Annotated in this window: 16 protein-coding genes; 9 read left to right on the forward strand and 7 right to left on the reverse strand. The window is 72.8% G+C overall.

Going from position 1 to position 21425, the window contains the following annotated elements; all coding sequences use genetic code 11:
- Positions 1 to 60 precede the first annotated feature (60 nt).
- Genes ACSYGO_RS40270 through ACSYGO_RS40280 form a run of 3 tightly spaced genes read right to left on the reverse strand, consistent with a single transcriptional unit; the run spans position 61 to position 2582 of the window.
- Positions 61 to 798, reverse strand: a complete 738-nt coding sequence (locus ACSYGO_RS40270) for an FAD:protein FMN transferase (RefSeq protein WP_460389610.1) — start codon at positions 796 to 798, stop codon at positions 61 to 63.
- Between the two features lies 1 nt (position 799).
- Positions 800 to 1234 (reverse strand): FMN-binding protein, encoded by a 435-nt coding sequence (locus ACSYGO_RS40275; protein ID WP_460389611.1) that lies wholly within the window; start codon positions 1232 to 1234, stop codon positions 800 to 802.
- 10 nt (positions 1235 to 1244) lie between these two features.
- Positions 1245 to 2582: a ferredoxin reductase family protein gene (locus ACSYGO_RS40280; protein WP_460389612.1), complete on the reverse strand. Its 1338-nt coding sequence runs from the start codon at positions 2580 to 2582 to the stop codon at positions 1245 to 1247.
- A 149-nt stretch (positions 2583 to 2731) separates the two neighbouring features.
- Between ACSYGO_RS40280 and ACSYGO_RS40285 the strand changes: the two genes are divergently transcribed.
- The 3 genes from ACSYGO_RS40285 to ACSYGO_RS40295 all read left to right on the forward strand — a co-directional run bounded on the left by ACSYGO_RS40285 (position 2732) and on the right by ACSYGO_RS40295 (position 5874).
- Complete coding sequence (locus tag ACSYGO_RS40285; protein ID WP_426676499.1) at positions 2732 to 3421, forward strand: response regulator transcription factor; 690 nt, start codon at positions 2732 to 2734, stop codon at positions 3419 to 3421.
- Positions 3418 to 4914, forward strand: a complete 1497-nt coding sequence (locus ACSYGO_RS40290) for a HAMP domain-containing sensor histidine kinase (RefSeq protein ID WP_435221629.1) — start codon at positions 3418 to 3420, stop codon at positions 4912 to 4914. The genes ACSYGO_RS40285 and ACSYGO_RS40290 overlap by 4 nt, the downstream gene beginning before the upstream one ends.
- A gap of 222 nt (positions 4915 to 5136) precedes the next feature.
- Positions 5137 to 5874, forward strand: coding sequence for an SAM-dependent methyltransferase (locus tag ACSYGO_RS40295; RefSeq protein ID WP_432173229.1), 738 nt, complete (start codon positions 5137 to 5139; stop codon positions 5872 to 5874).
- Positions 5875 to 5962: 88 nt separating this feature from the next.
- Here the strand turns inward: ACSYGO_RS40295 and ACSYGO_RS40300 are convergent, their stop codons facing one another.
- Positions 5963 to 8764 (reverse strand): alpha/beta hydrolase, encoded by a 2802-nt coding sequence (locus tag ACSYGO_RS40300; RefSeq protein WP_460389613.1) that lies wholly within the window; start codon positions 8762 to 8764, stop codon positions 5963 to 5965.
- A 572-nt stretch (positions 8765 to 9336) separates the two neighbouring features.
- On the opposite strand from ACSYGO_RS40300, the gene ACSYGO_RS40305 reads away from it, so the two are divergent.
- The 3 genes from ACSYGO_RS40305 to ACSYGO_RS40315 all read left to right on the forward strand — a co-directional run bounded on the left by ACSYGO_RS40305 (position 9337) and on the right by ACSYGO_RS40315 (position 13423).
- Complete coding sequence (locus ACSYGO_RS40305) at positions 9337 to 10182, forward strand: MIP/aquaporin family protein (RefSeq protein ID WP_426676495.1); 846 nt, start codon at positions 9337 to 9339, stop codon at positions 10180 to 10182.
- Positions 10183 to 10206: 24 nt separating this feature from the next.
- Entirely contained in the window at positions 10207 to 11724 is a 1518-nt protein-coding gene (gene glpK, locus ACSYGO_RS40310; RefSeq protein ID WP_460389614.1) for a glycerol kinase GlpK, read from the forward strand.
- A gap of 466 nt (positions 11725 to 12190) precedes the next feature.
- Complete coding sequence (locus ACSYGO_RS40315) at positions 12191 to 13423, forward strand: MFS transporter (protein ID WP_460389615.1); 1233 nt, start codon at positions 12191 to 12193, stop codon at positions 13421 to 13423.
- Positions 13424 to 13453: 30 nt separating this feature from the next.
- Here the strand turns inward: ACSYGO_RS40315 and ACSYGO_RS40320 are convergent, their stop codons facing one another.
- Together ACSYGO_RS40320 and ACSYGO_RS40325 are read right to left on the reverse strand one after the other, a co-directional pair.
- Positions 13454 to 14158: a response regulator transcription factor gene (locus ACSYGO_RS40320; protein ID WP_345652076.1), complete on the reverse strand. Its 705-nt coding sequence runs from the start codon at positions 14156 to 14158 to the stop codon at positions 13454 to 13456.
- Between the two features lie 118 nt (positions 14159 to 14276).
- Positions 14277 to 15989, reverse strand: coding sequence for a SulP family inorganic anion transporter (locus tag ACSYGO_RS40325; RefSeq protein ID WP_460389616.1), 1713 nt, complete (start codon positions 15987 to 15989; stop codon positions 14277 to 14279).
- Between the two features lie 269 nt (positions 15990 to 16258).
- Between ACSYGO_RS40325 and ACSYGO_RS40330 the strand changes: the two genes are divergently transcribed.
- Entirely contained in the window at positions 16259 to 17164 is a 906-nt protein-coding gene (locus ACSYGO_RS40330; RefSeq protein ID WP_460389617.1) for a universal stress protein, read from the forward strand.
- Positions 17165 to 17298: 134 nt separating this feature from the next.
- Positions 17299 to 18171: a universal stress protein gene (locus ACSYGO_RS40335; RefSeq protein WP_426676490.1), complete on the forward strand. Its 873-nt coding sequence runs from the start codon at positions 17299 to 17301 to the stop codon at positions 18169 to 18171.
- A 17-nt stretch (positions 18172 to 18188) separates the two neighbouring features.
- Here the strand turns inward: ACSYGO_RS40335 and ppk2 are convergent, their stop codons facing one another.
- Positions 18189 to 18992, reverse strand: a complete 804-nt coding sequence (gene ppk2, locus ACSYGO_RS40340) for a polyphosphate kinase 2 (protein WP_432173223.1) — start codon at positions 18990 to 18992, stop codon at positions 18189 to 18191.
- A gap of 50 nt (positions 18993 to 19042) precedes the next feature.
- Here ppk2 and ACSYGO_RS40345 point away from each other — a divergent pair, with 50 nt between their 5' ends.
- Complete coding sequence (locus tag ACSYGO_RS40345; protein WP_432173222.1) at positions 19043 to 21424, forward strand: phosphoketolase family protein; 2382 nt, start codon at positions 19043 to 19045, stop codon at positions 21422 to 21424.
- Position 21425: the final 1 nt, after the last annotated feature.

Genomic DNA, 21425 nt, shown 5'->3' on the forward strand with positions numbered 1-21425 from the left:
GGAGCCGCCCCTGCCGAGGGCGGGCGGCCCCGGCGCGGACCGTGGTTCCGGCCGCCCACGTCACACGTGCGGCGGTCGACCGGCCACCGGCAGCCCGGGGGTGCGGAAGACCCGACGGTCCGAGTCGACCGCGAACACCTCGCAGCCGTCCCGCGCCGCGGCCCACTCGACGCCCTCCGCGCCCATCGCGAAGGCCGCCGTGGCGGTCGCGTCCGCCTCGGTGAGCGACGGCGCCACGACCGTGACGCTCAGCAGCCCCGTCGCGGGGCGGCCCGTGCGGCCGTCGAGGATGTGATCGCCGCGTTCGTAGCGCGCGGAGGTCGCCACGGCGCCGTCGGTGAGCTCCAGCACCGTGCACAGGCGGTCGGCCCGCTCGGGATGGCGCACCCCCACCCGCCACGGTCCGCCGGCCGTCACCACGTCGCCCCCCGCGTTGAGACAGATCCGGCGGGCCCCCGCAGCCCTCAGCAGGTCCGCGGCTCGCTGCACCGACCAGCCCTTGACCAGCGCGCAGGGGTCGAGGCCGCGCCCCGGCAGCCGTACGTCGAACGCTCCACCGCTCGCCTCCCGGTACTGCTCGCACAGGTCGAGGATCTCCACCAGATCCGCGCTCGGTTCGTGCGGGGCCGGCTCGCCCCGGTCCAGCCGGCACACCTCGCTGTCCGGCCGGTAGGGGCTGAACCGCGCGTCGACCTCGCGCAGCCAGGCGAACACCGGGTCCGCGACGTCGTCGCCGACGCCCTCGTCGTCGACCGTGACCGAGACCGGGAACCCCATGACGTGTTCGACGCGGCGCACCTCACGCCCCCTTCGCGTCGAGCGCGGCCTGGAGGGAGTGGACGTATCCCTCACTGGTGACCGTGGCTCCGGTCACCGTGTCGATGTCGGCGCTCTGTTCCTGGAGCGTCTCCTCGATCAGTTTCGGCACGGCCGCCGCGGTCTGCGGATGGTTCGGCCGGCGCAGCATGCGCACCGCGCTGATCCGGTCGCCCCGGAAGGTCACCTCCACCTGCACGGCGCCCTTCTCCGTGTCGACGACGGAGCCCCGCACGACCCGCGTCGCGCCGCCGGACGACGAGGACGGCGAGGACGGCGCGGACGAGGAGGAGGGGGCCGAGGACGACGGGACCGGCCCGGCCGCCTCACCGGCCGTCGCCCCGCCGCCCGGTTCGTAACGCCACAGCGGGACCAGGCCCGCCACGGTCAGGACCACCGCGGATACCGCTCGCTTCACGACGTCTCCCTCATCCGGCCAGGCTGAAACGCTCGGCGTGTATCTGCCGCCCGGGCACCCGCAGTTCGCGCAGGGTGCGCAGGACGGCGGCCGTCATGCCGGGCGGGCCGCACACGAAGACGTCCCGGTCGCGGACATCGGGCACGAGCCGCGCGATCGTCTCCGCGGACAGCTTGTCCGGAGTGGCCGGACCGCTGATCACATACAGCTCGGCACCCTTGGCGGCGGCGATCTCCCGCAGTTCGTCGAGGAGCACCGCGTCCCGCTCCGCGCCGACCCGGTAGAGGAGGACGGCATGCCCGTGCAACTCCTCCAACAGAGCCCGTATCGGGGTGATGCCCACACCGCCCGCGACGAGCAGGGTGTCCGCACGCGTGCGGTGCAGGGTCGTGAACGCGCCGTACGGGCCCTCGGCGAACACCCGCGTGCCGACCCGCAGATCCCGCAGCGCCGCGGTGCCGTCCCCGGCCGTCTTCACGGTCAGCCGCAACTGCCTGCCGTCGGGCGCGGCGGACAGCGAGAACGGATTGGCCTGCCACCAGCGATCCTCGGTGAGGAACCGCCACAGGAAGAACTGGCCCGCCCGCGCGGGCAGCCGGTCCAGATCCCGCCCCGTGACATAGACGGAGACCACGTCGTCGGACTCCGGCACGACGGCCGAGACACGCAACCGGTGCCGCAGGTTCCGCCGCACCGGGAGGACCAGCCGCCCCACGAACACCGAACCGAGCGCCGCGCCCCACAACCCCCACCAGTAGGCGGTCGCCACGGACGAGGTGGTGAAGGTGGTCCCCACCGCGACCTGGTGCGTGAACGCCAGGACCACCGCCACGTAGGTGTAGAGGTGGACGAAGTGCCATGTCTCGTAGGCGAGCCGGCGCCGCGCGAAACGGGCGGACACCGCGCCGACCACCAGGAACAGCACCAGGGCGACGACCGCGCGCAGCACGCCCTCGGCCGTCGTCGCCAGCTCCGTCAGCTCCTCCACCGGCCCCGTCGACGCGGGCCGCGCATAGCCGTGGACGATGAACACGACGTGCGCCGACAGCGTCCACACCAGCCCGAAGCCGATCCGGCGGTGCCAGGACGTCAGACGGTCCATGCCGATGCGGTGGTCGAGCCACGGCAGCCGGGCCACGAGGAACAGCTGGAAGGCCATCAGCAGCGCGCCGTACAGCCCGGCCAGCCGGCCCAGCACGATCAGCGCGTTCGACGCGAACCCGGCCCGGACGAAGAACACGGCGACCACGACCGCGTTCACCGCCAGCAGGGCGTACAGGCCGGTGCGGGCCACCGCCTTCGGGCGCACCGCCGTCGGCGGCGGCTGGACACGATCGACCGTGGTCACGGGGCAGCTCCTCGTTCAGGTGGGGAGACACCGAGCCTGCCGCGCGTACCCTGTCGTTTTCCTGTCGGCCGACTTTCAACTCCTTATCGATGTGGATCACCGCAGGCCCGGGGTATGGCGCCGCCGGACGCGTGACGCAGTATGAGCGGGTGGAAAAAGTGCGCCTCCTGGTCGTGGACGACGACCCGCCCATCGCCGACCTCGTCGCGACGGTCGCCCGCTACGAGGGATGGGACGCCGTCACGGCGTACTCCGGCGAGGACGCGCTGCGCAGGGCGGCCGAGTTCCACCCCGACATCGTGGTCCTCGACCTGATGCTGCCCGGCCTGGACGGATTCGCCGTCCTGGACCGGCTCCGGCAGTCGGGGACGATGGTGCCCGTCGTCTTCCTCACCGCCCGCGACGGAGTCGCCGACCGGGTCGCCGGCCTCACCCGCGGCGGCGACGACTACCTGGTCAAACCGTTCGCCGTGGAGGAACTCATGGCACGGCTGCGGACCGTGCTGCGACGCAGCGCGGGCCCCGGATTCCAGCGCTCCGTGCTGCGGGTCGCCGACCTGACGATGGACGAGGACACCCGCGAGGTGCGGCGCGGCGACCGGCTGCTCACCCTCACCCCGACCGAGTACGAGGTGCTCCGCTATCTGATGCGCAAGTCGCCGACCGTGCTGACCAAGGCGCAGATCCTCGACCACGTCTGGGAGTACGGCTTCGGCGGCCGCTCCAACGTGGTCGAGCTGGTCGTCAGCCGGCTGCGCCGCAAGCTCGACGACAGCGGCGCGCCCCTCATCCACACCGTGCGGGGCGTCGGGTACGTGCTGCGGCAGGTCGCGGAGTGACCCGCCCCGGGCGCGGTGCTGCCGGGCGGCTGCGCGACACCTACCGCCGGCTGCGCCTCGGCACCCGGCTCGCCCTGGGCATGGGCGTGCTGTCCCTCGTGGTGTTCGCCGTCGTCGGCACGGCCCTGACGACGTACATGAGCGACTACCTGGAACGCCAGCTCGCCGAGCAGCTCCAGCTCGTCCAGGTCACCCAGGCCAAGGACGCCGCCGCCCACGGCACCGTCCAGCGCCGCCCCTACTACGGCTGGTTCACCGCCGTGTACGACGTCTCCGACGGTACGGCCGTCCTCCGCAGGCCCGCCGACGTGCCCGCCGACACCGCCGAACTTGCCGCCGCCGCCCAGTCGCTCCCGCCCAAGGGCAGCGAGCACATCGTCCGCACCGTGCGGCTGGCGGGGGAGGGCGCCTACAAACTGCGCGCCTGCGAGGTCGAACCCGGCGTGGTGCTGGTCACCGCGGCGCCCATGACGGACCTCCAGGGCACCATGCGCCAGCTGATCGCCGTCCAGGTCGTCGCCTTCGCGCTCGCGCTGCTGGCGCTCGTCGTCCTCGGCCGGGCGGTGCTGCGCCGCGGACTGAGGCCGATCAGCGACATGGCGCACACGGCCCGCGCCATCACCTCGCACAACCTGACCGGCTCCGCCCGTCTCCCGGTGCGCGCCGGCGGCGGCAAGGGCGGCCCGGAGGTCGAGGAGCTGCGCACCGCCCTCAACACCATGCTCGAACACATCGACGACTCCCTCGCCGTCCGCACCGAGGCCGAACAGCGGCTGCGCCGGTTCGTCGCCGACGCCTCGCACGAACTGCGCACCCCGCTCATGTCGGTGCGCGGCTACGCCGACCTCTTCCAGTACGCCGCCGCGAACGCCCCCGAGGAACGGGACGGGCATCTGGCCCGGCTGCGCGCCGAGGCGGCCAGGATGGGCGTGCTCCTCGACGACCTGCTGCTGCTCGCCCGCCTCGACGCAGCCGAGGTGGAGACCCCGCTGCGTCTGGAGGAGGCCGATCTGGCGGAGCTCACCCGGGAGGCGGCGGACACCTTCCGTGCCGGGCACCCGGACCACAAGCTGACCGCGGTGGTCGGCCCCGCCCCGGTGCCGCTGAGACTCGACCCGCTGCGCGTCCGGCAGGTGCTGGACAACCTGCTCACCAACGCCGCCGTGCACACCCCGGCCGGCACGGAGGTGCACCTGGAACTGTCCGTCTCCTCCGGCACCGCGGTGGTGCGCGTCTCCGACGCGGGACCCGGCATACCGGCCGCCGACCAGGAACGCGTCTTCGACCGCTTCTACCGCGTCGACAAGGCCCGCAGCCGCGATCGCGGCGGCAGCGGCCTGGGCCTCGCGGTGGCGCGTTCGCTCGTCGCCGCCCACGGCGGCACCCTCGAACTCGTCAGCCGGCCGGGTGGCACGGCGTTCACCCTCGCGATCCCCCTCGAACCGTCCTCCCCGCCCGGAACCGTCGTGGCCCCGAGGACCCCGACCCCGTAGAACTCCCGCGCCCGTCGCCTGCTCCCGTCGACGGATCGCCGCCCCGCGTACGGCACGTGCGGAACAGCGGCCTCGCGTACCGCATGTGCGGAACAGCGGCCCCGCGTACGGCACGTGCGCAACAGCGGCCTCGCGTACGGCACGTGCGGAAAGGCCGCCCCGCGTACGGCACGTGCGGGAAATACGGGTGCGCGCGGCGCCGACCGCTGACAGGCTGCGCCGGTGAATCGCGAACAACTGTCCGGCATCGCCCACACCGACCACCCGATCAAGGCGCCCCTCGACGACGCATCCGTGCGCCGACTACTGGAACAAGCCCTGCCGCGCGGCGACGAACGCGTGCTGGACCTCGGCTGCGGCGGAGGCGAATGGCTGCTGCGCGCCCTGGCCGGCCACCCGCGGCTGCGTGCCGAGGGCGTCGACACGTCCGAGGAGGCACTGGCCCAGGCGCGCCGGGGTGCGACCGCGCGGGACGTCGGGGAGCGTCTGGCGCTCCACCACCTGCCGGCCTCGGACTTCTCCTCGCCGCACCCGTTCGACCTCGTGCTCAGCGTCGGCGCCACCCACGCCTTCGGCGGCCTGCTGCCCACCCTGGCCGCGGCGCGCGAACACCTCGCGCCGGGCGGCCGGGTGCTGATCGGCGATGCCTTCTGGGACCGGGCGCCCTCCCCGGAAGCGGTCGAGATGCTGGGGGAGTACGACGACCTGGCCACCACGGTGGACCGGGTCGTCGCCGACGGCTGGACCCCGGTCCACGGACACGTCAGCACCCGCCGGGAGCTGGACGACTACGAGTGGGCCTGCTGGGGTTCGCTGGCCTCGTGGGCCCTCGACCACCCCGCCGATCCGGACAGCGCCCAGGCGCTGGCCACGGCCACCGAGCGACGGACCGAGTGGCTGCGTGTCTACCGGGACTGCTTCGGGTTCGTCTGCCTGGTCCTGCGCCGCACGCCGAGCTGACCGGCGCGGGGCCCGCACACCGAGGTGTCCTCGCGCGGCCGGCCGGCCCGGGTGTGCGGCCCGGCCGGCCGCGCGAGCGGCGGCGGTCCTACGACGCGTCGCGCACCGTCCCGGTGAACGGCGGTCCCTCGTGCGGCTCACCGGTGTCGTCGTGGACCGTCGACCGCAGACGCACCGTCTCCTCCGGCTCGGCCACCCGGTCCACGACGGTGGGAAGGGTCAGCTCGGCGGCGGTGTGCCCCGCGGGCACGTCGACGAAGACGTACAGCTCCTCCACCGACGACAACGGTCGTGCCGGCAGAGGTTCCGCGCCGGAGTGGTCCCGCAGCCACCGCGGGTCGACGTCCGTGGTGGACAGTTCGGTGCCGCCCGCGACCGGAAGGACAGCGAAGGAGGCCTGGACGTCCGTGTCGGCCACCTCGGACAGGGACACCTTCCATCTCAGGCTCCGGCCCTCGGTCACCTGGTCGGCGACCGGAGTCACCCGGACGGCGGGCGCCGGGTCGTCGTTCACCGCGACGACGCCGCCCAGGTGCGCGCCGACCACCGCACCCCGGACCGCCTTCACGAACACGTCGTGCGCGACGTCGTAGCCGAAGCGGGTGTTGCCCCGTATCCGGACCCGTACGTCGATGGCGTGGCCGCCGGGCCGCACGGTCACCTCGCGCGCGCTCGTCTCGCCGGTCGCCGGATCGGCGACGAACAGCCGGACGGTTCCCCTGCCGTGCCCGGACACGGACACCGGCACGTGATAGGTCAGTGTGCCCGAGTCGCCCTCGGCGACCGACAGCCGGCCCACGTCGACACGGGGCATCTCGGCCGCCCTGACGGCGGGCAGCCCGGCACGCCAGCCCCACGCGTCCATCAGCCACGCCCGTCCCGTCCGGCTGCGCGGCACCAGTTCCAGGACCGTGACCCTGCGCAGATCGAGCCCGGCGCGGGTGGCGGCGGCCAGCGGCAGGCGGGCCTCCTGCCCCCAGAGGGAGGCGGTGCGGTCCGTCCCCGGCAGTCCGTCGAGCTCCAGCCGCCCCAGGACGGCCCGGCGGCCCGAGGCGTCGGCCACCGCCACGTCGAGCCGGGTGTCCCTGCTGTCGGGCGGCACGATCACCCGCAGCGCCAGCGCGTCGGACCCGGCCACGTCCACGGCGCGCGCCGCACGGACGCGTGTCGTGGTGCCGGGCGCCGTCCAGCGCAGTGCCACGGCGTGCCGGCCGGGCTCCTTCGAGGTCTCCCACATCACGAAGTGCGGGGAGCCGCCCCGCGCGCCGGGTCCGAGGCAGGCGGTGTCCACGTCGGTGTCCACCTGGTTGCAGAGGCGTCCGCCGTCCACGGTGACCCCGGCGTCCGGCAGGAACGCCGGTATGCGGCGTCCGCCGACCGCGTGCGTGAGCACCCGTGCGGGGCCGGCCGAGGGTGCGCGCCGGTTCGATCCGTCGAGCAGCGGCCGCACCCGGTCGTCACCGGCGACGAACACGCGTGCCGCCGCGGCCAGATACGTGGCACCGGCGGCCTGCTGCTGCCGTGCCGTCAGCCTGGTCGAGGCGGAGCGCGAGCACACCCGGTCCGGCTCGTCCCCGGACCAGAAGTCGTCCTCGGCCGGTGCCTGCGCCTGGCCCGGTGTCCACTCGCTGTTGAAGTAGTTGTGGTTGGCGCCGACCATGTAGACCGCGCTGTGCAGGGCCGCGCCGCGACCGACACCGCGCGTGCCGTCCACGTACATCTCGCCCTGGAGGTCGGACACGTCGCCGTCGCAGCCGGGCAATATCGTCATCGAGGGGACGTCGGGGGCCGGGTTCTGCCCGAAGAGGGTGGGGCCGATCAACACGGTGCCGCGGATGTGCCAGCGCACCGGGCCCCGGTAGCCGTCCTGGGCGGCCGGCGCGCGGTACAGGCTGTCGGTCGCCGCCCGGTTCACTCCCTCACCGCCGCGCGAGTGGCCCACCAGCAGGACGCGTGAGAGATCGGCGGGCGCCGCGCTCCGCACGATCCGCGGGGCCGAGGACCGGTGCGCGGCCCAGTCCGCCCAGCGGGCCAGGTGCTGCCGCACGAGCGACGACCGGGCCTGCGCGCCACCGTCCTCCGCCACGTGGTCCTGCCCGTTGACACCGTTGGCGGAGACGGACACCGTCACGTATCCCTGCGAGGCCAGCAGTTTCTGCGCCCGCAGATAGCCGCGGTGGCTGGGGACCGGTTTCGCACCCGCGGGGCACGGCCAGTCGCCGGTGATGTCGTCGCGGCCCGTGAAGCACGTGCCGTGGCGGCCGTGCAGGAACAGGGCGAGGGGGCGGTGCCCCGGGGCCGTCGCGGTGGGTGCGACCACCACCGCGCGCATCTCCACCGGCGCGGCGAATCCGGGCAGCCGTATCGGGTGGAGCGCGTACTCTCCCGTCACGGTCCGGTACGCGCCCGGCCTGCCGGGGTCGACCGGGTCGGCCGGAGGCCGGACGGGCGGCGTCGCCGCGAGGCCCGGCCGGCGGTCGTGCCCGCCCTTCGCCTCCTCCGGGGCGTCCAGACGGCGTTCGCCGGATCTGGCCCGCAGGTCGGTCAGCCGCTCGGTGCCGATGCCACGCAGCGGGAGCCGGAACGTCCGTCCGTCCCGCGACTCGTGGGGCCTGCCGAGGGTCTCGTCGCCGCTGTAGAACATGACACCGGAGTCGCTGGGCGGCACCGGCGCGTCCGCGCGCCAGACGAGGTGCGCCGCCGCACCCTCCCCGATGATCCGCCAGCCGTCCGGAAGCCGTCGGCCGGAATCCGTGGTGGCCGTGGTGGCTGCGGGGCGTACGGAACCGGCCGACGGCTGTTGCGCCTGTGCCTGTGCAGGTCCGGGCGATCCCGCGAGCGCCGCTAGTAACCCGGCAGCCGCGACCCCTGTTCGCCGGAATCGGATCAATTGCTTCTCCTCGTGGTCGGTCTGCTCCCCGTGCGTCCCGGGGACATCGCGGGACGCTCTCCGCCCCACGAGGACGGGAGCGGAGACGGCGGGGTTGCCTGACGGCACACCTACGGACAGAGGCAGAGGCACAGGCAGAGGCACAGGCAGATGCACAGGCAGAGGTACTGACGGACACTCAGGCCCGGGGTGCATTCCGGGTGACACGGGCGCGGATGTACGACGCGGTGCGCGCGGACCTCCGGAGCTCGCACCGCGCGGACGAGGGGACCGGCGTGTGGCGCGAGGCGGGCCGGTGCCCCGGCCGGTCGGGTTGCCGCCCGAGTCGTCACCTGGTTGGCGTATACGCATGGAGAGGTCCGCCGGCCGACCGGCGGTTCCGGTCGAGTTGTGCAACTCCCGGTGCTCCGGGTGCGGTGGAGGCCCCCGGACCGGCCACACACACGCAGGCGTCCGCTTTAGAAGGAATTTCACCTCTTGTGCGGTTAATTATGAATCGCCCTATCCTGATGCCGTCAGAGCTCCGGCAGTCGACGGCTGGTCACATGTGGCCGGCGGGAAAGCGGGCTTCCATGGCTGATCGACTTAAAAGGCTGGGGCTGGTCGGCGAGATGTCGGCCGAGTTCCTCGGCACCATGATCCTCATCCTCTTCGGCGTCGGCGTGGTGGCCCAAGTGGTCGCCGGTGGAGGGCTCACCGTGCCACCGGGCGGCCTCGGCAATCACGACAGCATCGCCTGGGCGTGGGGCATCGGTGTCACGATGGGTGTCTACGTCGCGGCCCGGCTGAGCGGCGCGCACCTCAACCCGGCGGTCACCGTGGCCCTGGCCACCTTCAAGGGGTTCCCCTGGAAGAAGGTGGCGCCCTACGTGGTCGCCCAGACGGCCGGGGCCTTCGTGGCCGCCCTCATCGTGCGCTGGAACTACTCCGAGGCACTGGCCAAGGTGGACCCCGGGCACACCGTCAAAACACAGTTCGTGTTCTCGACGCTGCCCGCCAACGGAAACACCAACCTGCCGGTCCACGAGTGGGGCGCCTTCCGTGACCAGGTCATCGGCACCGCCATCCTCCTGCTGCTGATCTTCGCGATCACGGACCTGCTCAACCAGCCGCCCGGCGCGAACATGGCCCCGTTCATCATCGGCCTGGTCGTGGTGGCCATCGGTATGGCCTGGGGCACCCTCGCGGGCTACGCGATCAACCCGGCGCGTGACTTCGGTCCCCGGCTGGCCAGCTTCATCACCGGATACGGCGGAGCCTGGCGAGATCAGTACGGCGCCATCTACTTCTGGGTGCCGATCGTCGGTCCGTTCATCGGTGGCCTGCTCGGCGCGGGCGTGTACAAGCTCTTCATCGGCAGGTTCCTGCCCACGGCTGAGCCGGAGCCCCCCGGACGCGTCCCGGCCTCCAAGGACTGACCCCCACACAAGAGGCGGCACACCATGGCGGACTTCGTGGGCGCGGTGGACCAAGGGACCACCAGCACTCGATTCATGATCTTCGACCACGCCGGCAACGAGGTGGCGAAGCACCAGCTGGAGCATGCCCAGATCCTTCCGCGCTCCGGATGGGTGGAGCACGACCCGGTGGAGATCTGGGAACGCACCAACTCGGTGATGCAGAACGCCCTGCGGCACGGAAACCTCGCCCCGGAGGACCTGGCGGCGATCGGCATCACCAACCAACGCGAGACCACCGTCGTCTGGGACCCGCGCAACGGCCGTCCCTACTACAACGCCATCGTCTGGCAGGACACCCGCACCGACTCCATCGCCGCGGCCCTGGAACGCTCGGGCCAGGGCGACGTCATCCGCCGCAAGGCGGGGCTGCCGCCGGCGACATACTTCTCGGGCGGCAAGATCCAGTGGATCCTGGAGAACGTCGACGGCGTCCGGAAGGCGGCGGAGCAGGGACACGCCCTGTTCGGCAACACGGACTGCTGGGTGCTGTGGAACCTGACCGGCGGCCCGCACGGCGGCATCCACGCGACCGACGTGACCAACGCCAGCCGCACCATGCTGATGGACCTGGAAACCCTCGACTGGGACGACGAGTTGCTGGGGTTCTTCGGCGTCCCGCGCTCGATGCTGCCGACCATCAACCCCTCGTCCCACCGCGAGGCCTACGGCGTGACGCGGACCACCCGGCCGCTGCAGGCCGCCATCCCCATCACCGGAGTGCTCGGCGACCAGCAGGCGGCCACCGTCGGACAGGTCTGCTACTCGCCGGGCGAGGCCAAGAACACCTACGGAACCGGCAACTTCCTGGTGCTCAACACCGGTACGGAGCTGGTCCGTTCACAGCACGGTCTGCTGACCACCGTCGCCTACCAGTTCGGCGACAGCCCGGCGGTCTACGCCCTGGAGGGCTCCATCGCGGTCACCGGGTCCGCGGTGCAGTGGCTGCGCGACCAGATGAAGATCATCAAGAACGCGGCCGACAGCGAGACCCTGGCCCGCACCGTCGAGGACAACGGCGGTGTGTACTTCGTGCCCGCGTTCTCCGGCCTGTTCGCCCCGTACTGGCGCTCCGACGCCCGCGGCGCGATCGTCGGGCTCGCCCGCTACAACGACAACGGCCATCTGGCGCGGGCCACGTTGGAGGCGATCTGCTACCAGAGCCGCGACGTCGTCGAGGCCATGGAGCAGGACTCCGGAGTCCACCTGGACGTCCTCAAGGTCGACGGCGGTGTCACGGCCAACGACCTGTGCATGCAGATCCAGGCCGACGTCCTCGGTGTACCGGTCAGCCGTCCCGTGGTGGCCGAGACCACGGCGCTCGGCGCCGCCTACGCGGCGGGGCTCGCCACCGGTTTCTGGCGGGACACCGACGAACTGCGCACCCACTGGCAGGAGTCCAAGCGCTGGGAGCCCCAGTGGTCGGACGAACAACGGGCGGAGGGATACGCCAACTGGAAGAAGGCGGTGGAGCGCACGCTCGACTGGGCCACGGTCGAATAGCCGACCCGGCCGGCTCACCCATCCCCGCGTCCCCGGCACGGCGCGGTCCGGTGGCACGACGAGTCCCCGACGGAATCCCCGTCGGGGACTCGCCTGTTCGGGGCGGGATGCCCGGCGGGGCGGGACGGGGATGCCGGCCGCGCGGACCGAAGGGGCGGGAGGGCCGTCGTGGTGCCCGCGGTCCGATGGGGGCCGGACGGCTGTTGCCGTGTCCGCGGTCCGAAGGGGAAGGAGGGCTGTTGCCGTGTCCGCGGTCCGAAGGGGAAGGAGGGCTGTTGCCGTGTCCGCGGTCCGAAGGGGAAGGACGGCTGTCGCCGTGCTCGCGGTCCGAAGGGGAGCCGGAGGGCCGTAGCCGTGCCCGCGGTCCGCCGAGGGCGGCCGGATACCGTCGTCCCTGCCGGGGTGCGATGTCCCGTCGGCCAGGCGCTGCACTAAGGTGCTCGCCGCGCCGAGCACGAGGGAGATCATGAAGACCGCGGCAGACTCACCGACGATCCGCAGCGCCCCACTGAGGGTCCCGGCCTTCCGGCGGTTCGTCCTCGCCAACCTGATCTCCGTCACCGGCTCGGCGATGGCTCCCCTCGCGCTCGCCTACTCCGTGATCGAGCAGGGCGGCGGCGCCGGAGCCCTCGGCGTCGTGCTCGCCATGAACACCGTTCCGACCGTCGCCTTCCTCCTGATCGGCGGAGTCCTCGCGGACCGGATGTCCCGGAGCCGGATCCTCTTCCTCGGCAATCTGCTCGCCGCCGCGGCCCAGGGAGCACTGGCCGCGACCGTCGCCACCGGCCACGCGACCACGACGTCCATCGCCCTCTGCGGCTTCGCGTCCGGAACCGCCGTGGCCTTCACCAGGCCGGCCGCCCAGGGCGCGGTGGGTCAGATCATCCCCGCGGAGCACCTCCAGCAGGCGAACGCCCTGCTCAGACTGCCGAGCAACGCGGTCAAGGTGCTCGGACCCGTCGTCGGCGGTCTCGTCGTCGCGACGGCGGGACCGGCCTGGGCCCTGGCGTGGGACGCGCTCACCTTCGCCGTCGCCGCCCTGCTCCTGCGCGGCCTGCGGCTGGACGCGCCGCCGACCGCGCACAGCGCCCTGGACGATCTGCGCGCGGGGTGGCGCGGTTTCTGGTCGCGTACCTGGCTGTGGACCTACACGGCCGCCGGAACGGTCCTCGTGGCCGCCTGGCTGGCCGGTTTCCAGCTCCTCGGGCCGCTCGTCGCGGCGGAAGGGTACGGCGGGGCCCGCGACTGGGGACTCGTCCAGGCGGCCTTCGCCTCGGGCCTGCTCGTCGGAACGCTCGTGTGCCTGCGCTGGAAGCCGTACCGCCTGCTCACCGTGGCGGTCCTGGCGAGCTCCGTGCTCGCCGTCCCGCTGTTCGCCTTGGGATGGGGGCTGCCGCTGCCGTTCGTGCTGTCGGCGGCCCTGCTCGCCGGGATCGGGCTCGACGTCGCGATCGTCGCGTGGACCACCGCCTTCCAGCACCACGTGCCGCAGGCCGAGCAGGGCCGGATGAGCGCGTTCAACAGCGTCGGCGAACTCCTCGCCATCCCGCTCGGCTACCTCATCACCGCTCTCGCGTCCGGCGTGTGGGACAACCGGACGATCCTCGTGGCGTGCGCCGGACTCGTCGTCGTGGCCGCCGTCCTCAACCTCTGCGTGCGCGACGTGTACCGCGTCAACCGCCCCGCGGACGTCACGTGACGGTGCCTGCGGGTGCGTGGCGGTCCCGCCTCACCTGGCCGGGCGGTCGACGGCGTGCGGCTGCTGCTCCAGATGCGAGGCGAGCACCGCGGCCTGGACCCGGCGCTGCACCCCCAGCTTGGCCAGCAGCCGGGAGATGTGGTTCTTGACCGTCTTCTCCGACAGGAAGAGCCGCTCGCCGATCTCACGGTTGGTGAGCCCGTCACCGATCAGGACGAGGATCTCCCGCTCGCGCGGGGACAGACTCGCCAGCTCGGGCGGCACACCGGGGCTCTCGGCCGGATCGGCGCGCAGGGAGCGCATCAGGCGGGCCGTCGTCGCGGGATCCAGCATCGACTGTCCCGAGGCGACGGTGCGCACCGCCGAGACCAGGTCGGAGCCCTTGATCTGCTTGAGGACATAGCCCGCGGCCCCCGCCATGATCGCGTCGAGCAGGGCGTCCTCGTCGTCGAACGACGTCAGCATCAGGCAGGCCAGGTCCGGCATCCGGCTGCGCAGCTCGCGGCAGACCGTGATGCCGTCGCCGTCCGGGAGACGCACGTCCAGCACCGCGACGTCCGGGCGCAGCGCCGGCCCGCGGGTGAGCGCGTGCTCGACGGTGTCGGCGTCGCCGACCACCGAGATGTCCGGCTCCGAGTCCAGCAGGTCGGTGAGTCCGCGTCGTACGACCTCGTGGTCGTCCAGCAGGAACACGCGGATCGGGTTCTGCTCCGTGAAAGTGCCTGGCTCGGTCATGACGACCCCTGGTTCCCCGACGGCGGACGGACTGTGGCCCCTCCCTCACGATCATTGCTCGCGTGGGCCGGATGCACCAGGGCCGACCGGCCCCACCCGCAGCGCGGACCCCGGGCGCTCACCGGTCGCCGCACCATGTCCGGTAGGCGGCCACCGCGGTGGGCAGCGTCGGGAAGACGAGGTCCGGCCCGACGGACTCCGCGAGTCCGTACGCCGTCAGATCGTCGAGGAGGTCCTGCTTGACGCGGGCCAGGGCGAACACGATCCCCCGGTCGGTGAGTTCGCGGCGTACGGCGTCGACGGCGTCGAGCGCGGTGATGTCGACCTCGACATTGGCCTCGGTGTTGAGGACGAACCAGCGGACGGGCTCGGTCTGTTCGTCGACGGCGGCCAGGGCCCGGCGGCGGAAGTCCTCGGCGTTGGCGAAGAAGAGGGGCGAGTCGTAGCGGTAGACGAGGAGGCCGGGAACGGTGCGCGCCTGCGGGTAGTCGTCGACGTCGTGCATGCCGGCCATCCCCGGTACCAGCCCCTCCACCGCGTCGTGCGGGCGTGCCACCCGGGTCAGCAGCTCCGCCACGGACAGCCCCACGGCGACCAGCACCCCGTACAGGATGTCCAGGGCGAGGACGCCCGCGAGACAGCCGAGCGCGAGCATGAGTTCGCGCCGCCGGAAGGAGGCCAGCCGGCGAAAGCCCGCCAGATCGATCATGCGGATCGCCGCGTAGACCACGAGCGCCCCGAGCACGGCGGACGGGGTGCGGGTGAGCAGCGGGCTGAGCAGGAGCAGTACGGCCAGCACCACCGCCCCGGCGACCAGGGAGTACGCCTGGCTGCGGGCGCCCGCCGAGGAGGCGAGGGCGGTGCGGCTGGCGCTGCTGCTGACCGGGAAGCCGTGCACGACCCCCGCACCCAGGTTCGCCGCGCCCAGCGCGAGGAACTCCTGGTCGGCGTCCAGCCCGGGCCCCTCGTCGTCGCGGTCGGCGAAGGCACGGGCGGTGAGGATGAAGTCGGTGTACCCGACGAGAAGCACACCGAGGGCGGGCAGCACCAGCTGGGGCAGTTCGCCCAGGTCCGGCACGGCGAGGCCGGGCAGCCCCGACGGAACCTCGCCGATCACCTGGACGTCGAACCGGTGGTCGAGATCGAAGGCCACCACGGCGGCGGTGCCGAGCACGACGGCGAGCAGCGGTCCGGGCACCGCGGGGAACCGCGGTGCCACCACGAAAAGGAAGACGAGCGTGGCCGCGGACAGGACGACGGTCGCCGGCCGGGCGTCGGGCAGGTTCCCGAGGAAGGACCACAGCTGCGGGAAGAACTCGGTGCCGGTCGTGCCCGCGCCGGTCAGCTTCGGCAGCTGATCCACCATCATGATCAGCGCAACGCCCGCGAGATAGCCGATCAGGACGGGCCGGGAGAGCAGATCGGCGAGGAAGCCGAGCCGCACCGCCCGCGCCACCAGACACAGCAGCCCGACCGTGACCGCGAGGGCCGCGGCCAGCGTGGCGTAGCGTCCGGGGGATCCGGCGGTGAGCGGACCGACGACGGTGGCGGTCATCAGGGCGGTGGTGGACTCGGGCCCCACCGAGAGCAGACGTGAGGAGCCGAGCAGCGCGTACAGCCCGAGGGCCGGCAGGATCGCCCACAGCCCGGCGACCGGAGAGAGCCCGGCGACACCCGCGTACGCCATGACCTGCGGCACGAGGTACGCGGCCACGGTCACGCCGGCCAGCAGGTCCCCCCTCAGCCAGGAGCGGCGGTAGCCGAGGAGGACGCCGAGGCCGGGCAGCAGACGTCTCCACTCCCGAACGCTCCCGGGCGCATCGTGGGTCATGTGCCGCCTTCCGTCCTGTGACATCAGCATCCACCGAGGTGCCCCGCACCGCGAGACGCGCGCCGATCCCGCCCGCACCGCCGCACCAACAGGCCGTGCCAACCGGGCCGTTCGGTCCCCCGGACGGTCCCGTCGGGCCGACTCTGCCCGGCCCCGTCCACAAGGCCCATGGGCCGGACGGTCCCGGCCCGGGACCAGTGGCCCCTGCACCCGCGGGCCCCCGGAACGTGACGCTGGAGCCGGATCCCCCGTCGCAGGAGGTGGAGGTCATGCCGCGCACCGTCACCGTGGGCCTCGACGGCTCGCCGGAGAGCCGGGCCGCCGCCGAGTGGGCGGCCCGCGAGGCCGGGCTGCGCGGCCTGCCGCTGAAGGTCCTGCACGTCTCGGAGCCGGCACCCCACACCATGGCCCGGGCCCCGTTCCTCGGAGCGGAGACACATCAGCACTGGGCCGAACGCGTCCCCCGGGACTCCGTCGAGGGCATCCGGCTGCGCCACCCCGGCATCGAGGTGACCGGCGAGAACGTCACCGGCCACCCCGTCCACGTACTGTGCGGGGCCGCCGCGACGGCGGACCTGCTCGTCCTCGGCACCCGCGGGCTCGGCGGGACCGGCGGACACGTGCTCGGCTCCGTCGGTATGGCCGTCGTGGCGCGCGCCGAACGGCCCGTGGTGCTCGTCCGGTCCGGCGAACAGGCCGCCGACGAGCACGAGAAGGACCCGGCCGGAGTACCGTCCACCGCCGCACCGTTCCGGCCCGTCGTCCTCGGCGTCGACACCGAGGACCCCGACGGGGCGCCGATCGGGTTCGCCTTCGACGCCGCCGTCCGCCGCGCCACGACCCTGCGGATCGTGCGATGCTGGAAGCCGGCGCCGTACCACGCCTACGGCACGTCGGCCGATGCCGGTCCGCGCGCGGCCACGGCGCCGTACGAGTCCGCCGCCCTGGCCGAGACCGTCGGCCCGTGGCGGCAGAAGTTCCCGGCTGTGGACGTCGTCGAGGAGTCCCGCTGCGGCAGCCCCGCGGTGTGCCTGGTCGAGGCCTCCCGAGAGGCCTCGCTGGTCGTCGTCGGACGGCAGGCCCGCCGCAGCGCCTTCGGCGCCCACATCGGTCACGTCACCCACGCCGTCCTGCACCACTCCACCGCTCCCGTCGCCGTCGTGTCCCACGGCTGACCGACCCACGAGGAGAAGGCACCGATGAAGGCAGCGGTCGTACGAACCGTCGGCGTGCACCCGGTCGAGGCACCACGCCCGGGCCCGTGCCGAGGCGGCGTCCGTGTCGCCGTCCGCACCGGGCGGTGAGGACGGTGGCCCGCCCGCTCGTGGTCGGTGTCGACGGTTCCGAGGCCACCCTGTGGGCGGTCGACTGGGCGGCCGACGAGGCCGCCCGCCGCAAGGTGCCCCTGCGGCTGGTGCACGCCTCGCTGTGGGAGCGCTTCGAGGGTGCCGCGCCCGCCGGCCTGGCGGAGAAGCCGGCGGAGCAGGTGATGGCCGAGAACATCGTCGAGGCAGCGGCGCAGCGCGCCCACCGACGCCAGGCCGGCGTGCCCACGTCCACCGACGTGCTGCCCGAGGAGCCGGCCTCCGCGCTCGTGCGGGAGAGCCGGAACGCCACCGCCGTCGTGCTCGGCACGCACGGCCGCGGCGGCCTCGCCGAACTGCTCCTCGGCTCCGTCAGCCTGAGCGTGGCCGAACGGGCGAGCTGCCCGGTGATCGTGCTGCGCGGCAGCGCCGACGACCGGGACCTCGCCGACGAGCCCGGCCTCGTCGTCCTGGGAGTCAAAGAGGCGGCGGCCGACTCGGCGGCGGCGCGGTTCGCGCTCCAGGAGGCGGAGCTGCGCGGAGTGCCCCTGGAAGCCGTACGGGCCTGGCGCGCGCACGGGCACGCACGGCCCGCTCCTTCGGCGCCCCAGGAGGGTCCGGCACCCACGCACGAGCAGCAGGCCGTGGAGGCGCTGAAGGCGGCGGTGCACGACGTCCCGAAGGCCGTGGAGGTGTACCGGCACGCCGTGCAGGGCGCCCCGCGCCCCGTGCTCCTGGCCGCCTCGCAGGACGCGGACCTGCTCGTGGTCGGCGCCCGGCGCGAGCGAGGACACGCGAGGCTCCGGCTGGGCCGCGTCGCCCGCGGCGTCCTGCACCACTCCGCCTGCCCCGTGGCCGTCGTGCCCGAGCGGTCGTGAACGCGGCGACGGGCCCCTCAGAGGGTCGCCGTGTGATCCGGCACGTACGTCTGCAGATCGCGCGGCGGGCGCTGGTACCCGGTCGACGCCGGCCGCTCCGGCAGTTCGAGGACCGGCGGCGGGACCTCGTGGTACGGCAGGGAACCCAGCAGGTGGGCGATCATGTTCAGACGTGCCCGGCGCTTGTCGTCGCTCTCCACGACGTACCAGGGCGCCTCAATGACGTCGGTGTGCACCAGCATCTCGTCCTTGGCCCGCGAGTACGCCTCCCAGCGGGTGAGCGACTCCAGGTCCATCGGCGACAGCTTCCAGCGCCGCACCGGATCCTCCAGCCGGCGCCGGAAGCGCTCCTGCTGCACGGCGTCGCTCACCGAGAACCAGTACTTGCGCAGCAGGATGCCGTCCTCCACCAGCATGCGCTCGAAGATCGGGCACTGGCGCAGGAAGCGCTGGTGCTCCTCCTTCGTGCAGAAGCCCATCACGTGCTCGACACCGGCCCGGTTGTACCAGGACCGGTCGAACAGCACGATCTCCCCGGCGGCCGGCAGCTGCTCCACATACCGCTGGAAGTACCACTGCGTGCGCTGGCGCTCGGTCGGCTTGGGCAGCGCCGCGATCCGCGCCGAGCGCGGATTCAGGTGCTCGGCCACCCGCTTGATCGTGCCGCCCTTGCCCGCCGCGTCGCGCCCCTCGAAGACCACGACCAGCCGGGCCCCCTCGGCCCGCACCCACTCCTGCAGCTTCACCAACTCCGTCTGAAGACGGAGCAGTTCCCGCTCGTACACCTTGCGCGGCAGCTTTGCCGCCTCATCGTCGGCCATGCCGCCTCCACCACCCGATGACCTAGTCGATGACTCCCGGAGGGTCACCCATGCCCAAGGTCGAACACCAGGACGCCACCGTACTTTCCGACGAGGAACTGCGCACCCTGGACGCCCACTGGCGCGCCGCCAACTACCTGGCGGCAGGACAGATATACCTGCTGGCCAACCCGCTGCTGAGCGAGCCGCTGCGCCCGGAGCACATCAAGCCGCGGCTGCTGGGGCACTGGGGTACCTCGCCCGGCCTCAACCTGGTGCACACCCACCTCAACCGCGTGATCAAGGAACGCGGACTGGACGCGGTGTGCGTGTGGGGGCCGGGACACGGCGGACCGTCCGTGGTCGCCAACTCCTGGCTGGAGGGCAGCTACAGCGAGACCTACCCGGACGTGTCGCGGGACGCCCCGGGCATGGAACGGCTCTTCCGGCAGTTCTCGTTCCCGGGCGGCGTGCCCAGCCACGTCGCCCCGGAGACCCCCGGCTCGATCCACGAAGGCGGCGAGCTCGGCTACTCGCTCGCCCACGCCTACGGCGCCGCCCTCGACAACCCCGGCCTGCTGGTCGCCTGTGTGATCGGTGACGGCGAGGCGGAGACCGGGCCGCTGGCCGCCTCCTGGCACTCCAACAAGTTCCTCGACCCGGTGTACGACGGCGCCGTCCTGCCGATCCTGCACCTCAACGGCTACAAGATCGCCAACCCGACGGTGCTGTCCCGACTCCCGGAGGCCGAGCTCGACGCACTGCTGCGCGGATACGGTCACGAGCCCCTCCACGTCACCGGCGACGACCCCGCCCAGGTGCACCGGGACATGGCCGCCGCCCTCGACGAGGCGCTGGAGCGCATCGCCGAGGTGCAGCGCGGGGCACGCGAGGAAGGCGTCACCGAGCGCGCGCACTGGCCCGTCATCGTGCTGCGCACGCCGAAGGGGTGGACCGGTCCCGCCGAGGTGGACGGCGTGCCGGTCGAGGGTACCTGGCGTGCCCACCAGGTGCCGCTGCCCGGCGTCCGGGAGAACCCGGACCATCTGCGGCAGCTGGAGGCCTGGCTGCGTTCGTACCGGCCCGAGGAACTGTTCGACGCCGAGGGCCGGCCCGTCGCGGACGTGCTCGCCTGCGTCCCCGACGGGGCGCGGCGGCTCGGCGCCAACCCGCACGCCAACGGCGGCGTCCTCGTCCGCGACCTCCCGGTCCCCCCGCTCGACGACTTCGCCGTACCCGTCGACAAGCCGGGGGCGACACTGCACGAACCCACCCGGGTGCTCGGCGACTTCCTCGAACGGATCATGCAGGACACGGCGCAGCGCCGGGACTTCCGTCTGGTGGGCCCCGACGAGACGGCCTCCAACCGGCTGCAGGCCGTCTTCGAGGCCAGCGGCAAGGCCTGGCAGGAACGCCGACTGCCCGTGGACGAACACCTCGACCGGCACGGACGCGTGATGGAGATCCTCTCCGAGCACCTCTGCCAGGGCTGGCTGGAGGGCTATCTCCTCACCGGCCGGCACGGGCTGTTCTCCTGCTACGAGGCGTTCGTGCACATCGTCGACTCGATGGTCAACCAGCACATCAAATGGCTCAGGACCTCACGGCAGTTGACGTGGCGTGCTCCCATCGCCTCCCTCAACTATCTGCTGACCTCGCACGTGTGGCGCCAGGACCACAACGGCTTCTCCCACCAGGACCCCGGATTCGTCGACCACGTCCTCAACAAGAGTCCCGAGGTCGTCCGTGTGTACCTGCCGCCGGACGCCAACACGCTGCTGTCCGTCGCCGACCACACCCTGCGCAGCCGCGACTACGTCAACGTGATCGTGGCGGGCAAGCAGCCCTGCTTCGACTGGCTGTCCATGGACCAGGCCCGGAACCACTGCGCGCGCGGCGCGGGCATCTGGGACTGGGCGGGCACGGAGAACGGCGCCGAACCGGACGTCGTCCTGGCCTGCGCCGGCGACGTGCCCACCCAGGAAGTGCTGGCGGCGGCACAACTGCTGCGACGACACCTCCCGCAGCTCTCCGTCCGTGTCGTGAACGTCGTCGACATGACCCGACTCCTGCCGGGTGACGAACATCCGCACGGGATGAGCGACTTCGAGTACGACGGACTGTTCACCCGGGACAAGCCGGTGATCTTCGCGTACCACGGCTACCCCTGGCTGATCCACCGCCTCGCCTACCGGCGCGCCGGCCACCGGCACCTGCATGTGCGCGGCTACAAGGAGTCGGGCACCACGACCACGCCCTTCGACATGGTGGTCCGCAACGACCTGGACCGCTACCGGCTGGTCATGGACGTCATCGACCGCGTCCCCGGCCTCGCGGTACGGGCCGCGGCGGTACGCCAGACGATGGCCGACGCGCGCACCCGCCACCACGCCTGGATCCGCGAGCACGGCACGGACCTGCCCGAAGTGGCCGACTGGACCTGGAGTTCCTGAC

The organism is Streptomyces krungchingensis, assembly GCF_054729265.1.